This window comes from Rhizobium sp. P28RR-XV (genome assembly GCF_012641385.1).
In the GTDB taxonomy this organism is placed as follows: domain Bacteria; phylum Pseudomonadota; class Alphaproteobacteria; order Rhizobiales; family Rhizobiaceae; genus Rhizobium.
Map to the genome: position 1 here is coordinate 141,678 of NZ_JABAIG010000003.1, position 19,095 is coordinate 160,772.

Sequence of the window (19,095 nt, forward strand, 5' to 3'; positions counted from 1 at the left end):
CAAACGTCGGAAAGGCGCATCATGACACTGGTTACGTTCATCATTCCCGTTCGCCACCAGGCCAACTCCAATGATTGGCCCGCGCTGAAACGGCGGTTGTCGCAAACGATCGCCTCGATCTCCGGACAATCCAACAGCAACTGGCGCGGTGTCGTTGTTGCCAATGAGGGCGCAGATCTGCCCGACCTGCCGCCGAATTTTACGGCGGCGCGCGTGACATTTCCGCCGAACCAGCTCCACGACATCAACGGCGCCGACCGGGAGAAGGTCTACGACGCATTCCGGCTGGACAAGGGCCGCCGCGTTCTGAGCGGCATGCTGTCGGCGCGCGACACCCGCTTCTTCATGATCGTCGACGACGATGATTTCGTCAGCGCCAACATCGTCGACTTCGCGGCCAAAAATACCGATGCCAATGGCTGGAAAATCGATCGCGGCTATCTCTGGAACGAAGGTGGCCGGCTGCTGCTGCACCATAACGACTTCGCCAATTACTGCGGCACGTCGCTGATCATTCGCTCCGATCTCTACCGATTGCCGGCAAGCTTCGCGGACGCCGAGGTCGACTATATCAAATCCATGCTCGGCAGCCATGTGCGCATCGGCAAGCTGCTCGCCGATGCCGGCTCCCCGCTCGGGTCCCTTCCCTTCCGCGGTGCGATCTATCGGGTCGGCCATAGCGGCGCCCATAGCAAATCCTCCGGTCTGATCAGGACCCATTTCCTCAACCGGTCGGTACTCACAAGTCCCCGCCAATTCCTGGGCAATCTTTCGCGGGTGCGCCCGCTCGATCGAAACTTGAGAAATGAGTTTTTCGGGGCGCGCGCCGCCGGATAGCAGGCGCAATCCTTCCGCTCAACGAGGCTTCGACCAATGCCGGCTGACGCAACGAAACATAGATACGCCGCCCTGGATGCGATGCGCGGCCTGGCAGCCCTCGCCGTTGTCGTCTATCACCTCGACAGGCCCTATGCCCCATCGGCCTATATCGCGGTCGACTTCTTCTTCGTGCTCAGCGGCTTCGTCATCGCCAGGGCCTATAGTGAGAAACTCGCCGGCGGCATGACCGTTCTTGCCTTCATGAAGGCGCGCTATGCCCGCCTCTACCCGCTCTTCCTGATCGGCAGCGTCTACGGTCTTGTGCAATTGCTATTACATTGGCAGGCGGCGGGCGTCGGACAGGCCGATCTCTGGGCAAGCATCCTCACGACGGTTTTCATGCTGCCTTCGCCGAGCTTTCTGACCCGATCGGCGGGTGATATCTGGGCGCTCTATCCGCTGAACGGTCCAGCCTGGTCGCTCTTCTGGGAATTGCTCGCCAACCTCGTCTTCGCGCTCGCGCTGTTCAGGCTGACAACACGGAGCCTCATCCTCATTGCTGCCTCATCGCTGGCGCTGCTGATCGGCTCCGTCTTCCTGCACAAATCGCTTGATCTCGGCTGGGAATGGCGCTCGGTGGACGGCGGCTTTGCCCGCGTTTTCTTCTCCTTCACGCTCGGAATGATCATCTATCGGCTGCGAAGCAGCACAGCGTTTGGCTGGACCATGAACAGCTATGCCGCCCTGCTGCCGATCGTGGCGATCTCAGCCTTGTTGTTTCTTCCGACCTATTCGCTGAAATATGCGCTTGTTTTCTGCATCCTGATCTCGCCGCTCATCGTCCTTGCCGGCACGATGCTCGAATTGCCGGCCAGGCTGCAGCGGCTCGGCATTTTTCTCGGCTACCTCTCCTATCCGATCTACATGTGCCATCGCGGCTTTACCGAGATCTACGGGCATTTGATGCGCGACGTCCAACTGCCGCAGCCGATCTACATCGCGATCTATCTCGTCGCGATTTCCGTGATTGCATTCCTCTCGGCAAAGCTTGCCGCGATCCTGGTAAAATATGCATCACCCTGGAAAGGCGCACCCAAAAGCATAGGCGCGACCCCGAGCCGATAACATGGCCGGTCACGTATGGACGGCCGCCAGCGCAATGGCATCGGCAACTTCTTCCAGCCGCTCCGAGAGATTGGCCGTCGCCACGCGCAAGTGGCTGCTGGGCAGAATGGAGAACTTGGCGCCGGGATGCACCGCGATGCCTCTGGCGGCAAGCGTCACCACCGCGAAGGGCTCCGACGAAACCGGTATCCAGGCGCACAGCCCGTCGCCGTGGCGCGCATTGACGCCGCGCTCGCCGAGCGCATCGATGAGGCCGGCCCGGCGCTGCCGATAGGTCTGCCGGGCGTGGTCGAGACATACCGCCGTCGCCGGATCGCGCAGCAGCCAGGCACCGGCCGCCTGCAGAATCCGGCTCGTCCATCCGGCACTGAAGCTGCGATAGGACTGGATCTGCTCGACAATCGCCCGCGAGCTCGACAACACCGCCAGCCGCAGATCCGGCCCATGCGTCTTCGAGTAGGATAGAATATGGATGACGCGATCGGGAAAGAGTTGCCCCATCGAATGACGCGGTGCCGTCGAGATATCGGCAACGCCGTCGTCCTCGACGATCAATGTATCCTTGCCGCGAAGAATCCCGGCGATGCTCGCCATGCGCGCCGGGCTCACACTCTGGCCGGTGACGGAATGAATGCGCGGCTGGAAGATGAAAGCGACCGGACGATATCGCAGCGCCTCGTCCAGCGACGACGGCAGTGGCCCCTCCTCATCGCATTTCACCGGAATGATGCGCGCACCGCGATCCTCGAGGATATCCAGAAGGCGCATGGCGGTCGGGTCCTCGATCGCAACGGTCGCTCCCGGCATCACCAGGGCGTTGATCAAGGTATAGACGGCATTATAGCCGCCATTGGTTGCCAGAAACGCCTCGGGTTCGTAGGGCCACGTCTTCCTGACCTGCTCCTCCAGCTCCGGCAAGATCCGGCTGCGCTCGTAGCTGTTGAGATTTTCAGCGGAGGCTCCATAGGCCATCGCCGCCTCCAGCTTCGGCAGCAATCGCACGTCGGGAACGGCGGCTGTCAGGTTCAGAGCGTCGGAGCCGTAGTCACCGACGCTTGCGAGCCGCGCCGGCTTGGCAACGAAGCGATCGCCGCTGACCCATGTACCGTTCCTGCCGCGCCCGCTGATGATCTTCTGGCGCCTGAGCTCGCTCCAGGCTTCGGATAGGGTTGCCGGGCTCACCCCAAGGACAAAGGCGAGATCCCGGATCGGGGGCAACTTGGTACCAACAGGCAGCGCGCCGGCGCGAATAAGCGCGCTGGTCTCCAGCGCGATACCGCGGATCGTCCGATCGTTCAATTTTTCGGCAAACCATTTCGCGTCTCGGATTTCGCTCATTTCCGCGCCATTTTTAATGTTCAATAACGTAATAACATTTGATCGTGTTATTTTGAACATTTAATCAATGGGAAAATAAGTTTTCCCGCGAGTGAATTTCATGCCCCTTACTCTCCGCCTTGCCCTCCGTGATTGGGACTACATGACGCCTTTGGTTTTGGGCGATGTCTCTTCTCCGAAACTCGACATCAAGGTGGACCGCGTCGGTACCTTGATCTCACATATCGGCAAGAGCGATGCGTATGATGCTGCCGAGACCTCCTTCAGCCGCTACACGCAGCTGCGCATAGATGGCGATGACAGCGTGGTCGGGATACCGAATTTCATCATGCGCGGCTTCCGCCACCGTTGCGTCATCACCTCCAAGGACAGCCCGATCACGAGCTTCGCCCAACTTGCCGGCAAGCGCATCGGCGTCACCGGATGGCGCGACTCCGGCAATACCTGGACGCGCGCAGCCCTCCGGCGCGAAGGCGTCGGCGTCGAGGATGCCATGTGGTATGCCGGCCGTCTCACCGAAGCCCATCCGATCACCGATCGCCTCGACGGCTTCGGCCGCCCCGGCCGCATCGAGGCGGCCCCGGGTGAAAGGCCGATGGTGGATCTGCTCAAGGAAGGCGAGCTGGACGCGATCTTCACACCGTTCATGCCGGACGGCTATTTCGCCGGCAATTCCGGTTTCCGCCAGGTCCTCCCGGATTTCCGCGCGGCCGAGCATCGCTATTTTGCTGACGTGGGCTATGTACCGGGTATGCACCTGATCGGATTGAACGCGGAGTTTGTCGCCGAGCATCCCTGGGTCATGGCCGAGCTGAGCGCTCTCATCGATGAATCGCAGCGCGTCTGGCTGAGCAAGCGGCGCAAATATGCCGACACCACGCCATTCATGCTCGACGAACTGCTGAAATCGGCGGCCGAGCTGCCCGAGGGTTGGGATGCGAGCGGCTTTGCCGCCAACCGCAAGATGGTCGCCGATTTCGCTGGGGAATTGCACGTGCAGGGCATCCTGCCGCGGCTGATGGCGCCGGAGGAACTCTTTGCCTTCGACGTCGACGGCAGCAGGACAAGTGCTGCCTGATCACCGACTGAATTTCAAAGACGCAAAGCAAAAAGGGGAATGAATATGTCGTTGAAAAAGATAACCTACCTCGCACTCGCAAGTCTGATGATGTCCGCCGCCGCCTATGCGGAGGATGCCAGCCTGCCGAAACTCTCGGTCAACAAGGACCTGCAGGCCAAGCTGCCGGACGCGATCCGCACGGCAGGGAAGATGATATCAGTCAATAACGGCTCGTTCCCTCCCTACGAGATCGTCACCGGCACCAAGCTGACCGGCGCCAGCGCCGATCTGACCGACGCGATCGGCGAAGTGCTTGGCCTAAAGATCGAACATGAAAGCGTCAGCGGACTGCCTGCCATCCTCGCCGGCATCAATTCCGGCCGCTATCAGTTCGCCTTCGGCCCGATCGGCGATTTCAAGAGCCGCGAAGAAGCAAACGACTTCGTCGACTGGGTACAGGAATTCGTCGTCTTCGCCGTTCAAAAGGGCAATCCGAAGGGCATTACCTCGCTGGACAGCGCCTGTGGCCAGCGCATCGCCGTCATGGCGGGCGGATCGGCCGAAAAGGTGATCCAGGTCCAGGCGGAAAAATGCAAGACCGATGGCAAAGGCGCAATCGAGATTCAGTCCTTCACCGACCAGCCAAGCTCGATTCTCGCGGTCCGCTCAAAGCGTTCCGATGCTTTCTTCTCCTCGCAGGCGCCGCTCACCTATTTCGTTTCGCAGGCGAACGGCCAGTTGGCGCTGACCGGTGTCGGCCAGAAGAACGGCTTTGAAGACCTCTATCAGGGCGCGGTGGTACCGAAGGGCTCGCCGCTAGGGCCTATTCTCAAGGATGCCGTCAAGCTTCTGATTGATAATGGCACCTATGCCGCCATCATGAAGAAATGGGGCCTTGAGAACAATATGATCAAGGAGCCGGGTATCAATCTTGGCGGGACCTTGCCGAAATGAGCACCAATGCCGGAAACATCGCATCGCCATCCGGCGATGCGTCCGAGCGGGATGTGGCGAACGCCCACACACCGTTTCCGAAGGGCCGCGTAGCAGCCTGGATCGTAACGCTATCGATCGCAACCTATTGCGCCTGGTCGGTCGCCCATAATGAGAATTTCGGCTGGCATGTCGTCGTCCAGTATTTCTTCGATCCGGTCGTCATCAGCGGGCTCTATGTCTCGCTCGGCCTGACCGTCGTCGCCATGGCGCTCGGCATCGCCTTTGGCCTGTTGCTGGCGATCGCCAGGCTGTCGAAGGATACGCTGGCAAGCTCGCTTGCTTCGCTGTTCATCTGGTTCTTCCGCGGCACGCCGCTCCTCGTGCAGCTGATCTTCTGGTACAATCTCTCGACGCTCTTCCCCACATTGTCGATCGGCATTCCCTTCGGCCCAACCTTCGTCAGCTGGGACACGAATTCGGTGATCAGTCCCATGACGGCGGCGATTGCCGGCCTTGCCCTCAACGAGGCCGCCTATATGGCCGAGATCATTCGCGGCGGCCTGCTTTCGGTCGACAGGGGCCAGTTCGAGACCGCCGAAGCCTTCGGCATGACGCGCATCCGCGCGCTGCGCCGCATCATCATTCCACAGGCCATGCGCTCCATCGTGCCGCCGACGGGAAACCAGCTCATCAGCATGATCAAGGCGACGTCGCTCGTCAGCGTCATCGCCATGGCCGATCTGCTCTATTCCGTGCAGTCGATTTACAACCGTACCTTCGAAGTCGTCCCGATGCTGCTCGTCGCCGTCATCTGGTACCTGCTGATCACCTCGGTGCTGAACATGGGCCAGAGCTATATCGAGCGCTACTATAGCCGCGCCGACCGCCGCTCCGGTGGGATGAGGGCCGCAAAGGACAGCGCGCCGGCGCAGGAGGCGAACCAATGAACGCCCCGATGAATACTACGCCAGTGAGCACTGTTGCCGACTTGTCGCCGCTGGTGCTGGCGCGCAACGTCCATAAATCCTTCGAAAATCTCGAAGTCTTGAAAGGCATCGACCTCGATGTGATGCCGGGCGAAGTGGTCGTCATTCTGGGACCGTCCGGCTCCGGCAAATCGACCTTCCTGCGCTGCATCAATCATCTGGAAGCGATCAATCGCGGCTCGATCGAGCTGGATGGCGAGCAGGTCGGCTATCGGCTGAACAAAGGGCGGTTGGTCAAACTGTCCAATCATGCGATCGCGCTGCAGCGGCGCAAAATCGGCATGGTGTTCCAGCAGTTCAATCTCTACCCGCATATGACGGCGCTGCAGAATGTCATCGAAGCGCCGATCGGCATCCATGGCGAGAGCCGCAGCCAAGCGACCGAGAATGCGCTGGCACTGCTCGACCGCGTCGGGCTTTCGGCCAAGGCGAACAACTATCCAAGGCAGCTTTCCGGCGGCCAGCAGCAGCGCGTCGCGATTGCGAGAGCACTGGCGATCAAGCCGAAGCTGATGCTCTTCGACGAACCGACCTCGGCGCTCGATCCGGAATTGGTCGGCGAGGTCCTGTCGACCATGCGGGATCTTGCCAGCCAGGGCCTGACGATGATCGTCGTCACCCACGAGATCGGCTTTGCCCGCGAAGCGGCCGACCGCGTCGTCTTCATGGACGGCGGCAAGATCGTCGAACAGGGCAAGCCGGAAGATGTGATTGGCAATCCGCAGCATCCGCGCACCAGAAGCTTCCTGTCGCGCTTCATCTAGCGCGGCAGGCCCATCATCAGTGAGGCCTGCACGCTCTATGGCGGATGGCGGCTCAAGCGAACTATTGGAATAGCCATGACCCTCGACAACGATTTCGCCCGCCTCTCGGACTTCGAGCCGATGAAGGCCGAACTGACCGGCATCCGACAGCATCTCCACGCCAATCCCGAGCTCTCCTTCGAGGAAGCGGAAACCGCGCGCTTCGTCGCCGAGAAGCTGGAAGCCTGGGGCTATGAGGTGACGCGCAATGTCGGTGGCCACGGTGTCGTCGCCCGTCTGACGGTCGGGGCAGGCAAGAAGAGCATCGCGATCCGCGCCGACATGGACGCCCTGCCGATCACCGAGCAAACCGGTCGCCCCTACTCCAGCAAGGCGCCAGGGAAGATGCATGCCTGCGGTCACGACGGCCACACGACGATGCTGCTGGGGGCTGCTGAATATCTCGCTCGCACCCGCCGCTTCAACGGCACGGTGAACCTGATCTTCCAGCCAGCCGAAGAGGCAGGGGCGGTCAGCGGCGCTCCGGCGATGATCAAGGATGGCCTCTTCGAACGCTTCCCCTTCGATGTCATTTTCGGCCTGCACAATCACCCGGGCGCGGCGGAAGGCACCTGGCTGCTGCGCTCCGGCCCGCTGATGGCGGCGGCGGATACAGTGGAGATCACCATCATAGGCAAGGGCGGCCATGCCTCGCGCCCGCATCTGACCGTCGATCCCGTCGTGGTTGCCTGCAATCTCGTCGTCAGCCTGCAAACGATCGTTGCCCGCAGCATCGATCCGACACAGACCGCGGTCGTGACGGTCGGCGCCATTCATGCCGGCGAAGCTTCGAACGTCATTCCGGAAAGCGCCAAGATGTTGCTGACCGTCCGCTCCTTCGATCCGAAGGTGCGCGAGCTGCTTGAGGCCCGGATACGCAAGCTGACCCAATCAGTCGCAGAGGGCTACGACGCGACCGTCGAGATCGACTATGTCCACGGCCATCCGGTCGTCGTCAACTCGGAGAAGGAAACGAAATTCGCGCGCATGGTGGCCGAAGAGCTCGTCGGCGCCGACAAGGTCGCCACCTGTGGCCTGATCCCCGGCAGCGAGGATTTCTCGCATTATCTGGAGCACAAGCCGGGCAGTTTCCTGCGCCTCGGCAACGGCATCGGTTCCGCCGTCCTTCACAGCGCCAAATATGATTTTGCCGACGAAAGCCTCACCGTGGGGGCTGCCATGTGGGCACGGCTGACGGAACGTTATCTCGACGCCTGAAGCGATAGAAACGACAGCCCTGGCTTAGGCCGGGGCTGTTTCTTTTTAGGGGCTGCAATGGGAAAAGTGGCAGTGCCGGCGGACAGCATTGCAGGAGTTACAGCCTGTCGGTGCAGCGCGATCCGGCCTCCGGAAACGATTACTTATCGAGGGATCGGAGACCATCGGAGGTTGCCGGCGCGGTGTTGACGGGCGTTTCAGCCCGCAGTCCGGTCTTGGACGGCACGTTCTCAGCTTGCATGAGCCGCCATTCATTTTCTAGGCGATCAATCACATACGTAGGAATTTCATCTCTTACGTTTTCAAACTCTTGCATCACGACCTCCATTGCCATGCATTTACGGCATGACATGGAAGAGTTTCTTTGTAAATCAAGGCGTTAAATCATTTAAACGATTGAAATAATTTTAATCGTTTGAAACATCCTCCCCTGTGGAAAAGAATGGAGCTGCGTTAACATGCGCGTGTAAAGATGATTGGTTCGCGAGGGATCACCGGCCGTCTCGGCTGGTTGCCGGCAGCTGCAAACGACCGTCAAATTCCAGATCCTGTGTGCGCGAAATCGAATCGTGCTGCTCGCGCATTGCGTCGGCGGCTTCGCGAACCACCTCGGAAATCTGCGCGAGCTGCCTGGCCAGGGGGCTCGTCTTGCGCCAGATCATGCCGATCGTTCGCGAGGGCTGCGGGCTCTGGAAGCGCACGGTCGAAACCGAAGCCGAGCGCGTCTCCACCGCGACGGCCATCTCCGGTATCAGGGTGACACCGATGCCGGCGCTGACCATCTGCACCAGCGTCGACAGCGAGCTGCCATCCATCAGTTCCCGAGGAAGGGCCGACTGTATATTACAGAAGGACAGAGCCTGATCGCGGAAGCAATGCCCCTCCTCCAGCAATAGCAGCCGCATTTCGCGGAGCGCTTCGCGGTTGGGCACCGGCTTGCCCTCATCCTCGCGTGGCCGCACCAGCACGAAGTTTTCGGCAAATAGCGGGATTTCCGTCAGCGACGGCTCGGATACGGGCAGAGCGACAATGGCGGTGTCAAGCCGCCCCTCCTCCAGCTCCTCCACCAGTTTCGACGTCAGGGTCTCGCGCACATGGATATCGAGTCCGTCATAGATGCGGGAGAGATTGCCGATGATGCTCGGCAGCAGATACGGGGCGACCGTCGGAATGATCCCGATTCGCAGTCGGCCGACAGGCTGGTTGTGCGATGCGCGCGCAAGGTCTCCGAGCTCATCGACCGATCGCAGGATATTGCGGACGCGGCCCGCGAAAGCCTCTCCGAAATTCGTCAGCCGAACCTGCCGCGCACCTCTTTCGAAAAGATCCGTGCCGAGCTGCTCTTCCAATTCCTTGATCTGCATCGACAAAGCGGGCTGAGAGATGGCGCATACATCGGCGGCGCGTCCGAAGTGGCCGTGCCTGGCCAAGGCTTCGAAATAGCGAAGCTGCTTGAAAGTCAAATTTGTCATAAGTTTATCTTATCGCACCAATCAGGAAATCCAACTTAAATTAATGGGTAGCCTTGGCTATAGTCCCGCCGCAGAGATGAGATGCGGCCGCCTGTCATACGAAGCTCACATTGAGAGCATTGACTGCGTTCAATTCATCGACGCGCGGACCGTTTGGAAAGCGAGGCATTTGACTTGTCGGTTTTCCGCGAATCCGCTTTATGCGAGGTCGATACAATGAGAGATTTTCATGCGTCGGACATGCCGCCGTTACGCTTGTCATAAAACCAAACGACTTCCCGGGAGGGTCACCAACCCCTTTCTCCAGTCGTCGCAGTCCACATCATCGTAAGGGAGAAAATTATGGATACAAAAGTCGAAAATGCCGGCAAGTGTCCGTTTCCGCATGGAAACACAAGCGTTTCGGCCCGTTCGAACCGTGACTGGTGGCCAAACCAGCTGAACCTCAAGATCCTTCATCAGAACTCCGCGCTGTCCAGCCCGATGGGCAAGGCATTCAACTATGCGGAAGAGTTCAAGAAGCTCGATCTGGAGGCCCTCAAGAAGGACCTTACCGCCCTCATGACGGATTCGCAGGACTGGTGGCCGGCCGACTTCGGTCATTACGGCCCGCTCTTCATCCGCATGGCCTGGCACAGCGCCGGCACCTACCGCACGGGCGACGGCCGCGGCGGCGCCTCCTCCGGTACGCAGCGTTTTGCGCCGCTCAACAGCTGGCCTGACAACGTCAACCTCGACAAGGCACGCCGCCTGCTCTGGCCGATCAAGCAGAAATACGGCAACAGCATTTCCTGGGCCGACCTTCTGATCCTCACCGGCAACGTCGCCCTGGAATCCATGGGCTTCAAGACCTTCGGCTTCGGCGGCGGTCGCGAAGACGTCTGGGAACCGGAAGAGGACATTTACTGGGGCGCGGAAGAGACCTGGCTCGGCGACAAACGCTATTCTGGCGACCGTGACCTGGAAAACCCGCTGGCTGCCGTGCAGATGGGCCTCATCTACGTTAATCCGGAAGGCCCGAACGGCAATCCCGATCCGCTTGCAGCAGCACGCGACATCCGCGACACCTTCGCCCGCATGGCGATGAACGACGAGGAAACCGTGGCTCTCATCGCCGGCGGCCACACCTTCGGCAAGACCCATGGCGCAGGCGATGCGGCGCATGTCGGCCCCGAGCCGGAAGCAGCCGGCATCGAGGAACAGGGCCTCGGCTGGAAGAACAGCTTCCGCAGCGGCAAAGGCGGCGACACGATCGGCAGCGGTCTCGAAGTCACCTGGACCTCGACGCCGACGAAGTGGAGCAACAATTTCTTCTGGAACCTGTTCGGCTACGAATGGGAACTGACGAAGAGCCCGGCCGGCGCGCATCAATGGGTGCCGAAGCACGGCGCCGGCGCCGGCTCCATCCCGGACGCGCACGACAAGTCCAAGCGTCACGCTCCCTCCATGCTGACCACGGACCTCGCCTTGCGCTTCGATCCGGCTTACGAGAAGATTTCTCGCCGCTTCTTCGAAAACCCGGACGAGTTTGCTGACGCCTTCGCCCGCGCATGGTTCAAGCTGACCCATCGCGATATGGGTCCGCACACCCGTTATCTCGGCCCGGAAGTGCCCAGCGAAGAGCTCATCTGGCAGGATCCGATTCCTTCGGCCGATCATGCATCGATCGACGCCAACGATATCGCCACCCTCAAGAGCGAGATCGCCGCATCGGGCCTGACCATTCCGCAGCTGGTTTCGACGGCCTGGGCCTCCGCCTCCACCTTCCGCGGCTCCGACAAGCGCGGTGGTGCGAATGGCGCCCGCATTCGTCTCGCTCCGCAGAAGGATTGGGAGGCCAACCAGCCAGCCCAGCTCGCTTCCGTGCTGCAGACGCTCGAAGGCATCCAGAAGAAGTTCAACGATGCCCAGAGCGGCGGCAAGAAGGTATCGCTCGCCGATCTGATCGTTCTCGGCGGCTCGGTCGCCGTCGAGCAGGCTGCGAAGAAGGCCGGCCACGATGTGGTTGTTCCCTTCGCTCCGGGTCGCACCGATGCATCTCAGGAACAGACCGATGTCGAGGCCTTTGCCGTTCTCGAGCCGATGGCAGACGGGTTCCGCAACTATCAGCAGAAAGCCTATAGCGTCTCTTCCGAGGAGCTGCTGATCGACAAGGCACAGCTATTGACACTGACGGCTCCGGAAATGACGGTTCTCGTCGGCGGCCTGCGTGCGCTGAACGCCAATGTCGGCCAGAGCCAGCATGGCGTCTTCACCAAGCGCCCGGAAGCACTGACGAACGACTTCTTCGTGAACCTGCTCGACATGGGCACGGAGTGGAAGGCCGTTTCCGATGCCAAGGACGTCTTCGAGGGACGGGATCGCGCAAGCGGCGACGTCAAGTGGACCGCCACACGGGTCGATCTTGTTTTCGGCTCAAACTCGCAGCTGCGCGCGCTCGCCGAACTCTACGGCCAATCCGACGCCGAGAAGAAGTTCGTGCAGGACTTCGTTGCGGCCTGGACCAAGGTGATGAACGCCGACCGCTTCGACATTGCTTGAAGTGAAGTAAAATAGTTCCGGACGCGACCAGCTTCAGGTCGCGTCCGGTTGACGAATGACCCGCGTACGCGACCGCGCAGCGAGGACATCATGTTGACGGCGTGCTTCCATACGGCAGCGCTATCGCCGCGTCAGCTAGCCGGACGCAATTGCAGGCGGGAAACGCCGGCTGCGACATTCAGGCCGGTTCCCGCTTCGCCGCTCAGCGGCTGCAGCGCAAAATTCTTGGAATTGCCGCCGACCAGCGCATTGGCTCCAAGACCGAGGCCAACGGAAGCACCCGCGGATGCACCGACATAGGTGCCAGCCAGGGCACCATCGCCGACGCGCGTGGGTGCGGTGTTGATGACGATCCAGCTCAGATAGGTCTTGCGGGTCACGCCGATGTCGATCCCGAGCTTGCCGATCGCGCCCGTATAGCGTTCGACCTTGCCGGTTCGCTGTTTGAAGGTGCAGCTGACCTGCTTGTTGGAACCGATGATCATGCCGACGCCGCCTGCCACTTCGCAAGAAAGCGTTCCAAGGCGTTGCCTGGGCTCGGAGGCGACTTGCGCCGATTGCCTTTTCGGATGGTGTTGCTGGCTGCTGGCGGCGGAAGCCGCGGAACCGAACGCCACGGCAATGGCCGCGGCCGCAATGATGGTCTTTTTCATGTCACCTCCTTCGGCGGTTTAAGCGCCGCGGTCAGCCCGGACGGCGCAGGGGAACTCGACGAGCCGATCCCGGTCTCGATGGAAGATCCGCGATTAGCCTGGATAACGATGTTGTTGATGATGCGGGTCCCAGCATATTCGCCGGCAATCGCAATGGCTCGCTGACGTGCCTGATCGGAGGGCGCAACCCCGGACAGGACGATGGCCCCCTCCGAGGCGATGACCTCGATGCGGCAATCTTCGAGTCCTTCGGCATAAGCAATCAGGCACCGGATCGCCGCGCAGGTCGCACCTCGATCCGGTGATGTCATCAGCGATGAAAGCTTGGCCAGGAAAAGCATCGGAAGCCTCGACAAGTCGCAAGAACAAGTGTTTGCCCGCCGCATGGCGTCAACGAAGCGCGTTCCGGCTCAGCTTTCCGGTTGTTTGCCTGACTGCGCCTTTGACACGGTTTTTGTCCATTTCCTGTCTCCTTGAGCTTTTTCAAAAGAAGCAGCGCGGGCATTCCCCGAAGCCATGACAATGAAGTAGGGCGGCAACGCCTGCGCGTGTAGAGCAGAAACGAACATGACTACTAGTAGAAAACAGCCTTTTTGAGGCCAGGACCGGCCCGGATAGGGCGTTCCCGTTCACATTCAGTGGCGGCGACGTGCCTCCCGCTCATGCCATTCCTCGTCTCGATATTGGCAACTCAGATAGGAGGAATGATCGATAAGCGAAGCCGTCGCGTGAGCAGGCAGGGACGGCATTGGCAAATGATCAAAGGCCGACCGCTTACCGGGGCGTTATCCACGCGCTGGCAGGAGCGGCGTCGCGCAGTAATAGCGATGGGGCAAGCGAATGACTCGGGATCGTTAGCGCATCGAGGGTCACCGTCTGCTCTGTCGATAGGCAGACATCGAGTGCACCAATATCCTCGTCAAGCTGCTCCATGCTCCGCACGCCGATAACGGTGGACGACACGGCCGGACGCGCCATAGCCCAGGCAAGGGCGACGCGAGCAGTGCTGGTGCCAAGCTCGCCGGCGACGCGGATCAGGGCATCGACGATTTCGAAATCCTCCTCGCCGGGCGTCTGCGCCAATTGCGCAGCCTGACCCGACCTCAGCCGTGCATTGTCTGTGCGCGTATACTTGCCGCTGATGAGCCCGCCGTTTAACGGCGAATGCGATACGACGCCGAGCCCCAATCCCCGCGCCATCGGAATGAGCTCGACCTCAAACAGGCGCGCGGCGAGCGAATATTCAATCTGCAGACCGATGAACGGCGGCCAGCCGTTGGATTGTGCGAGCAGATGTGCATGCGCCACCTTCCAGGCCGGTGCATCGGAGATGCCGAAATAGCGCAGTTTTCCCGATTGGACGAGATCATGCAGCGCCGCGAGTATCTCCTCCAGCGGAGCCTGTATGTCCCAATTGTTCAGCCAATAGAGGTCAAGATAGTCCGTACGAAGCCGCCGCAGGGCCTGTTCGAAGCCATTTATCACGGCTTTGCGGCCAGATGCTTGGCCGTTCCGATCCGCGTTGAACCTGGCAGCAATGACAAGCCGATCGCGCCTGATCGAGTTCTGCGCAAAGTAATTGCCGACAACCGTCTGGCCACCCGCTTTTACGTCGCCGTTGCCAGTGTCGATATAATTGCCGCCGAGATCAAGGTAGCGATCAAGAATCACCTCAGCCTTGTCGCGCGAATGCCAGGCAAAATCCTCATCGAAAGTCATGGTTCCGAGGGCAAGCGGGCTGACGCGCAACTCCGAATGCCCGAGCGCGGCATAATCACCAAGATGCATGCATTATCCCCCAGCCGGCGCAAGCCGATACATATCCGATGTGGTATGTAAGATCGTCGAATAAAGGAATTAAGCCGCAATTTTCGATTTTACAATTCGGGAATTCGGATAATGGTCGGTCGCTGATCCGCTGATCGCTTGCCACGCGGGACTAAGCTTTCAAGGGTGCGAGGAATTCTCCGACAGGAGCGCGCGGGAAGGCCAAGGATTGCGGCCTTCCCGCAGCCAGGCGAGCGTGTCGAGGACTGGCTAGGCTCGGTGCTTACGGAGGCTGGAGCAAGCGATAATGCTTTACCGCCCGCACGCCAGATCATGCTGCTTCTCGACGGTTCGTTTGCCGTCGTGCTGCTTCATCGCGATCTAAGCTACATGGAAACCGCCGCGGGTGCGGTCGCCGAACTTATTAGAGGTAGGCTGGTTGCCTCAAATACCACAGGACAAGCGGGTCGCTTTAAATCAGCTAAAGGACAGGAGACCATATAGGCCAGCGGCAACTTGATCGACCACCACCTCCTGCGTTGTCTTGCTGCCATCGTCCGTCTCGGTATCGTCTTTCTTATCTTTGTCCTTATGCGACCGCTTTTCGAACGCGCGGGTCACCTTGTCATTGTCGCCACCATCCGTGGCGCTGTTGATGACGTCCTCAAGCGATAGACCGAGCTTGTCGAGACCAAGTTCCTTTTCCAGCCCGTGGATAGCCCCCATTCCGCCCGGCTGTACCTTTATCTCGCCAAAGGCTTTTTTCATCGCCGCGACAAAATCATCCATGGACGCATAACTGCTCCGCTCGATGCCAAGAGCCTTGCCCGTGCGCTCGATAAGATCGAGCTTCTGTTTCGCAATACTATTCCCGCTCATGCTGAACATGGCCTCGGAGACTTTCGACTGCGCAGGGGTCGGTTGCCTGGAGACGCTCACCATATTTGCCTGACCGGTTGCCACCGCAATTAAGCTGTCGGTGCCCGATTGTGCCCGCTGCGGTGCCGCAGTGCCGGTGGCGTCAGCCGTTGAAGGATGACCAACGCCACTGACGGCGTGTTGGGGATGGAAGTCATAGCGAATCCTCGCAACGCTCAACCTCCCCTTCATGGAGACCTGGCGCAAAGCTCTATGCCTCATGCGATAGTCTATACGATCAGCACTACCAGAGGTTAGTTAAAGCTTGGATAACCCAGGATATAAATGTCCATGATGACTTCTCCATAAGTTGCATCCCAGCGCAAAGCCAATCCGACGTCCGATCGACACTCGGCACTTAGCAAGTGCCCTGCAACGCGGACGCCGGCCTCGCGATGCGATCAATGATATTTCAGCCGTTCCCGTCCAAGAATGGCAGGCGCGTCGACACCGGCAATGGGCTGGGAAAGATCGCTCGAAATGTCGCCGGCAAGCTGCAGGTCGAGATAGCGCGCGCAGCAGACACGCAGGAACGAGGTAAAATTACCGAGATCATGGCCGGCATCGATTGATTCATGGTGCAGCTTCGTAATCAGCTGCACCACGTTCATACCGTCGCGCCGGGCGATTTCCTCCAGCTTCGACCAGAAGAAGTTTTCCAATCTCACGCTGGTCACCATGCCGTCGATGCGCAGGGAGCGCGTGGTGCTTTCCCATGGCCTGGCATCGGCCTTGATGAACAATTCGCACATGCGTGTCCCCTTCAGTTTCAGGCGGCGTTGGCTTCCGACAAAGCGTTGGCATCGAGCACGGCCATGAAGTGGCGCAGCCATGCCGGATGCGCCGGCCAGGCCGGCGCTGTCACGAGATTGCCGTCGGCGACGGCGTCGTTGATGGCGATATCGGCATATATGCCGCCGGCGAGCTCCACTTCCGGGCGGCAGGCGGGATAGGCCGAGCAGGTGCGCCCCTTGAGGACACCAGCTGCGGTCAGCAATTGCGCCCCGTGGCAAATGGCGGCAACCGGCTTGTCTGCCTCGAAGAAGTGCTGAACGGCATTGATGACGTCGGGGTTCAGGCGCAGATATTCCGGCGCCCGGCCGCCCGGAATGACGAGCGCGTCGTAATCCTCGGCGCGGATGCTGGCGAAGGTGGCGTTCAACGCAAAATTATGGCCGCGCTTCTCGGAATAGGTCTGATCGCCTTCGAAATCATGGATGGCCGTTGCCACTGTCTCGCCGGCATTCTTGCCCGGGCAAACGGCATGGACCGTATAACCACAGGCAAGCAGCGTCTGGAACGGCACCATGGTTTCGTAGTTTTCGGTTAAATCACCCGTGATCATCAGGATCTTTGCTGCCGGCATTGTCTTCCTCCCTCAAAACCAACAGACGACACTCTAGCAAAACGCCGGGCGGCGGGGGTATTAAGAGAATACTACACGCCGTTTATGACCCTGCTTACTGCCTCGGCGGATGGCTGATGTCCGGGATTGTACAGGCTTCGCCGCCGCCAAAAAGGCGCGACCGTGTGAGAAACCGCCTCTCCCGCCCATTGTCGAGCGAGAACATGCCGCCACGCCCCGGCACGACATCGATGATGAGCTGCGTATGCTTCCACGCCTCGAACTGGCTACCGCTGATATAGACGGGCACGCCGCCGATCTCGCCGAGTTTCACGTCATTATCGCCGATCATGAACTCATCAGCCGGATAGCACATCGGCGACGAGCCGTCGCAGCACCCGCCCGACTGATGAAAAAGGATATCGGGATGCTCCTTCTGTATCTCGCGGATGAGCTCGAGCGCCTTGCCGGTCGCAAGCACCCGAGGCTCCGATCCACTATCGTCCATGATGATCCTCCCTCCTCGATATGCGAATACCTGAAGGCCCCCAGCTGCCGCTGGGAGCCTCAATGGCTTCGTTGGGAGGTCTCAGAAGAAGCCGAGCGCTTTCGGGCTGTAGCTGACCAGCATATTCTTGGTCTGCTGATAGTGATCGAGCATCATCTTGTGCGTCTCGCGCCCGATGCCCGACTGCTTGTAGCCGCCGAAGGCCGCATGCGCCGGATAGGCATGATAGCAATTCGTCCAGACGCGTCCGGCCTGGATTTCGCGGCCGAAGCGATAGGCGCGGTTACCGTCGCGGGTCCAAACGCCGGCGCCAAGGCCGTAGAGCGTATCGTTGGCGATTTCGAGTGCTTCCTTCTCGTCCTTGAAGGTGGTCACCGATACGACAGGGCCGAAGATTTCCTCCTGGAACACACGCATCTTGTTGTGGCCCCTGAAGATGGTCGGCTTGATGTAGTAGCCGCTCGACAATTCGCCACCGAGATCAGAGCGCGCGCCGCCCGTCAGCACTTCGGCGCCTTCCTGCCTGCCGATATCGAGATAGGAGAGGATTTTCTCCATCTGCTCGCTCGAAGCCTGGGCGCCGATCATGGTTGCGGGGTCGAGCGGATTACCCTGCTTGATGGCTTCCACGCGTTTGACGGCCCGCTCCATGAAGCGGTCGTAGACCGATTCCTGGATCAGCGCGCGGCTGGGGCATGTGCAGACTTCGCCCTGGTTAAGCGCGAACATCGCAAAGCCTTCGAGCGCCTTGTCGAAGAAATCATCGTCCTCGGCAGCGACATCGGCAAAGAAAATGTTCGGCGATTTGCCGCCGAGTTCGAGCGTCACGGGGATCAGGTTCTGACTGGCATATTGCATGATGAGCCGGCCCGTCGTCGTCTCGCCGGTAAAGGCGATCTTGGCGATACGCGGGCTGGTCGCCAGCGGCTTACCGGCCTCCAGGCCGAAGCCGTTGACGATGTTGAGCACACCCGCCGGCAGAAGATCGCCGATGAGCTCCGCCCAGACCAGCAGCGAGGCGGGTGTCTGCTCGGCCGGCTTGATGACGACGCAATTGCCGGCTGCGAGCGCCGGCGCAAGCTTCCAGGCCGCCATCAGGATCGGGAAGTTCCAGGGAATGATCTGCCCGACGACGCCGAGCGGCTCATGGAAGTGGTAGGCGACGGTATCGTGATCGATTTCGCCGATCGAGCCCTCCTGGGCGCGGATGCACGAAGCGAAGTAGCGGAAGTGATCGATGGCGAGCGGGATGTCGGCCGCCATGGTTTCGCGGATCGGCTTGCCATTGTCCCAGCTTTCCGCCTGCGCCAGCACTTCCAGCTTGTCTTCCATGCGCTGGGCGATCTTCATCAGGATGTTGGAACGCTCGGTGACGGAGGTCCGGCCCCATTTATCCTTTGCCGCATGGGCGGCATCGAGGGCGGCGTTGATATCCTTTTCGTCGGAACGCGGTATCTCGCAGATCTTGGCGCCGGTGATCGGCGTGAGGTTGTCGAAATACCTGCCGGCGATCGGCTCGCGCCACTCGCCGCCGATATAGTTGCCATATTTCAGCTTGAACGGAGATTCGACGATCTTCTGATGCAGCATGCCATCCTCCCTTGGT

19 protein-coding genes are annotated in these 19,095 nt (G+C 60.2%); 8 read left to right on the top strand and 11 right to left on the bottom strand.

Going from position 1 to position 19,095, the window contains the following annotated elements; genetic code table 11:
- Nucleotides 1-21: 21 nt before the first annotated feature.
- Nucleotides 22-837 (top strand): galactosyl transferase, encoded by an 816-nt coding sequence (locus tag HGP12_RS07575; RefSeq protein WP_168839518.1) that lies wholly within the window; start codon nt 22-24, stop codon nt 835-837.
- A gap of 36 nt (nt 838-873) precedes the next feature.
- Nucleotides 874-1,944, top strand: coding sequence for an acyltransferase (locus tag HGP12_RS07580; RefSeq protein WP_168839517.1), 1,071 nt, complete (start codon nt 874-876; stop codon nt 1,942-1,944).
- 9 nt (nt 1,945-1,953) lie between these two features.
- Here the strand turns inward: HGP12_RS07580 and HGP12_RS07585 are convergent, their stop codons facing one another.
- Nucleotides 1,954-3,282 (bottom strand): PLP-dependent aminotransferase family protein, encoded by a 1,329-nt coding sequence (locus HGP12_RS07585; RefSeq protein ID WP_168839516.1) that lies wholly within the window; start codon nt 3,280-3,282, stop codon nt 1,954-1,956.
- 100 nt (nt 3,283-3,382) lie between these two features.
- Between HGP12_RS07585 and HGP12_RS07590 the strand changes: the two genes are divergently transcribed.
- The 5 genes from HGP12_RS07590 (at nt 3,383) to HGP12_RS07610 (ending at nt 8,285) form a co-directional block, all read left to right on the top strand.
- Nucleotides 3,383-4,360, top strand: a complete 978-nt coding sequence (locus tag HGP12_RS07590) for an ABC transporter substrate-binding protein (protein WP_168839515.1) — start codon at nt 3,383-3,385, stop codon at nt 4,358-4,360.
- 45 nt (nt 4,361-4,405) lie between these two features.
- Complete coding sequence (locus HGP12_RS07595) at nt 4,406-5,296, top strand: ABC transporter substrate-binding protein (RefSeq protein WP_168839514.1); 891 nt, start codon at nt 4,406-4,408, stop codon at nt 5,294-5,296.
- Complete coding sequence (locus HGP12_RS07600; RefSeq protein WP_168839513.1) at nt 5,293-6,225, top strand: amino acid ABC transporter permease; 933 nt, start codon at nt 5,293-5,295, stop codon at nt 6,223-6,225. The genes HGP12_RS07595 and HGP12_RS07600 overlap by 4 nt, the downstream gene beginning before the upstream one ends.
- Nucleotides 6,222-7,028, top strand: a complete 807-nt coding sequence (locus HGP12_RS07605; RefSeq protein ID WP_281408208.1) for an amino acid ABC transporter ATP-binding protein — start codon at nt 6,222-6,224, stop codon at nt 7,026-7,028. Before HGP12_RS07600 ends, HGP12_RS07605 begins: the two co-directional genes overlap by 4 nt.
- A gap of 75 nt (nt 7,029-7,103) precedes the next feature.
- Entirely contained in the window at nt 7,104-8,285 is a 1,182-nt protein-coding gene (locus HGP12_RS07610) for a M20 aminoacylase family protein (RefSeq protein ID WP_168839512.1), read from the top strand.
- 139 nt (nt 8,286-8,424) lie between these two features.
- Here HGP12_RS07610 and HGP12_RS07615 read toward each other — a convergent pair whose 3' ends face one another.
- Nucleotides 8,425-8,601, bottom strand: a complete 177-nt coding sequence (locus tag HGP12_RS07615; protein WP_168839511.1) for a hypothetical protein — start codon at nt 8,599-8,601, stop codon at nt 8,425-8,427.
- 175 nt (nt 8,602-8,776) lie between these two features.
- Nucleotides 8,777-9,757, bottom strand: coding sequence for a hydrogen peroxide-inducible genes activator (locus HGP12_RS07620; protein WP_168839510.1), 981 nt, complete (start codon nt 9,755-9,757; stop codon nt 8,777-8,779).
- A 342-nt stretch (nt 9,758-10,099) separates the two neighbouring features.
- Between HGP12_RS07620 and katG the strand changes: the two genes are divergently transcribed.
- Nucleotides 10,100-12,298: a catalase/peroxidase HPI gene (katG, locus tag HGP12_RS07625; RefSeq protein ID WP_168839509.1), complete on the top strand. Its 2,199-nt coding sequence runs from the start codon at nt 10,100-10,102 to the stop codon at nt 12,296-12,298.
- A gap of 131 nt (nt 12,299-12,429) precedes the next feature.
- Here katG and HGP12_RS07630 read toward each other — a convergent pair whose 3' ends face one another.
- The 8 genes from HGP12_RS07630 to adh all read right to left on the bottom strand — a co-directional run bounded on the left by HGP12_RS07630 (nt 12,430) and on the right by adh (nt 19,079).
- The gene (locus HGP12_RS07630; protein ID WP_168839508.1) at nt 12,430-12,951 is read right to left on the bottom strand and encodes a DUF992 domain-containing protein; all 522 of its coding nucleotides are present in this window, start codon (nt 12,949-12,951) and stop codon (nt 12,430-12,432) included.
- Nucleotides 12,948-13,292 carry a BON domain-containing protein gene (locus HGP12_RS07635; protein ID WP_168839507.1) on the bottom strand — a complete coding sequence of 115 codons (345 nt, stop codon included), beginning with the start codon at nt 13,290-13,292 and terminating at the stop codon, nt 12,948-12,950. Before HGP12_RS07635 ends, HGP12_RS07630 begins: the two co-directional genes overlap by 4 nt.
- Before the next feature lie 433 nt (nt 13,293-13,725).
- Complete coding sequence (locus HGP12_RS07640; protein WP_168839506.1) at nt 13,726-14,739, bottom strand: aldo/keto reductase; 1,014 nt, start codon at nt 14,737-14,739, stop codon at nt 13,726-13,728.
- A 456-nt stretch (nt 14,740-15,195) separates the two neighbouring features.
- A complete protein-coding gene (locus HGP12_RS07645; protein ID WP_168878697.1) occupies nt 15,196-15,816 on the bottom strand; it encodes a hypothetical protein in 621 nt (206 codons plus the stop codon).
- 221 nt (nt 15,817-16,037) lie between these two features.
- The gene (locus HGP12_RS07650; RefSeq protein WP_168839504.1) at nt 16,038-16,388 is read right to left on the bottom strand and encodes a ribbon-helix-helix domain-containing protein; all 351 of its coding nucleotides are present in this window, start codon (nt 16,386-16,388) and stop codon (nt 16,038-16,040) included.
- A gap of 17 nt (nt 16,389-16,405) precedes the next feature.
- Nucleotides 16,406-17,002 carry a DJ-1/PfpI family protein gene (locus tag HGP12_RS07655; protein WP_168839503.1) on the bottom strand — a complete coding sequence of 199 codons (597 nt, stop codon included), beginning with the start codon at nt 17,000-17,002 and terminating at the stop codon, nt 16,406-16,408.
- 94 nt (nt 17,003-17,096) lie between these two features.
- Entirely contained in the window at nt 17,097-17,489 is a 393-nt protein-coding gene (locus HGP12_RS07660; RefSeq protein WP_168839502.1) for a DUF779 domain-containing protein, read from the bottom strand.
- 81 nt (nt 17,490-17,570) lie between these two features.
- A complete protein-coding gene (gene adh, locus HGP12_RS07665; RefSeq protein ID WP_168839501.1) occupies nt 17,571-19,079 on the bottom strand; it encodes an aldehyde dehydrogenase in 1,509 nt (502 codons plus the stop codon).
- Nucleotides 19,080-19,095 lie beyond the last annotated feature (16 nt).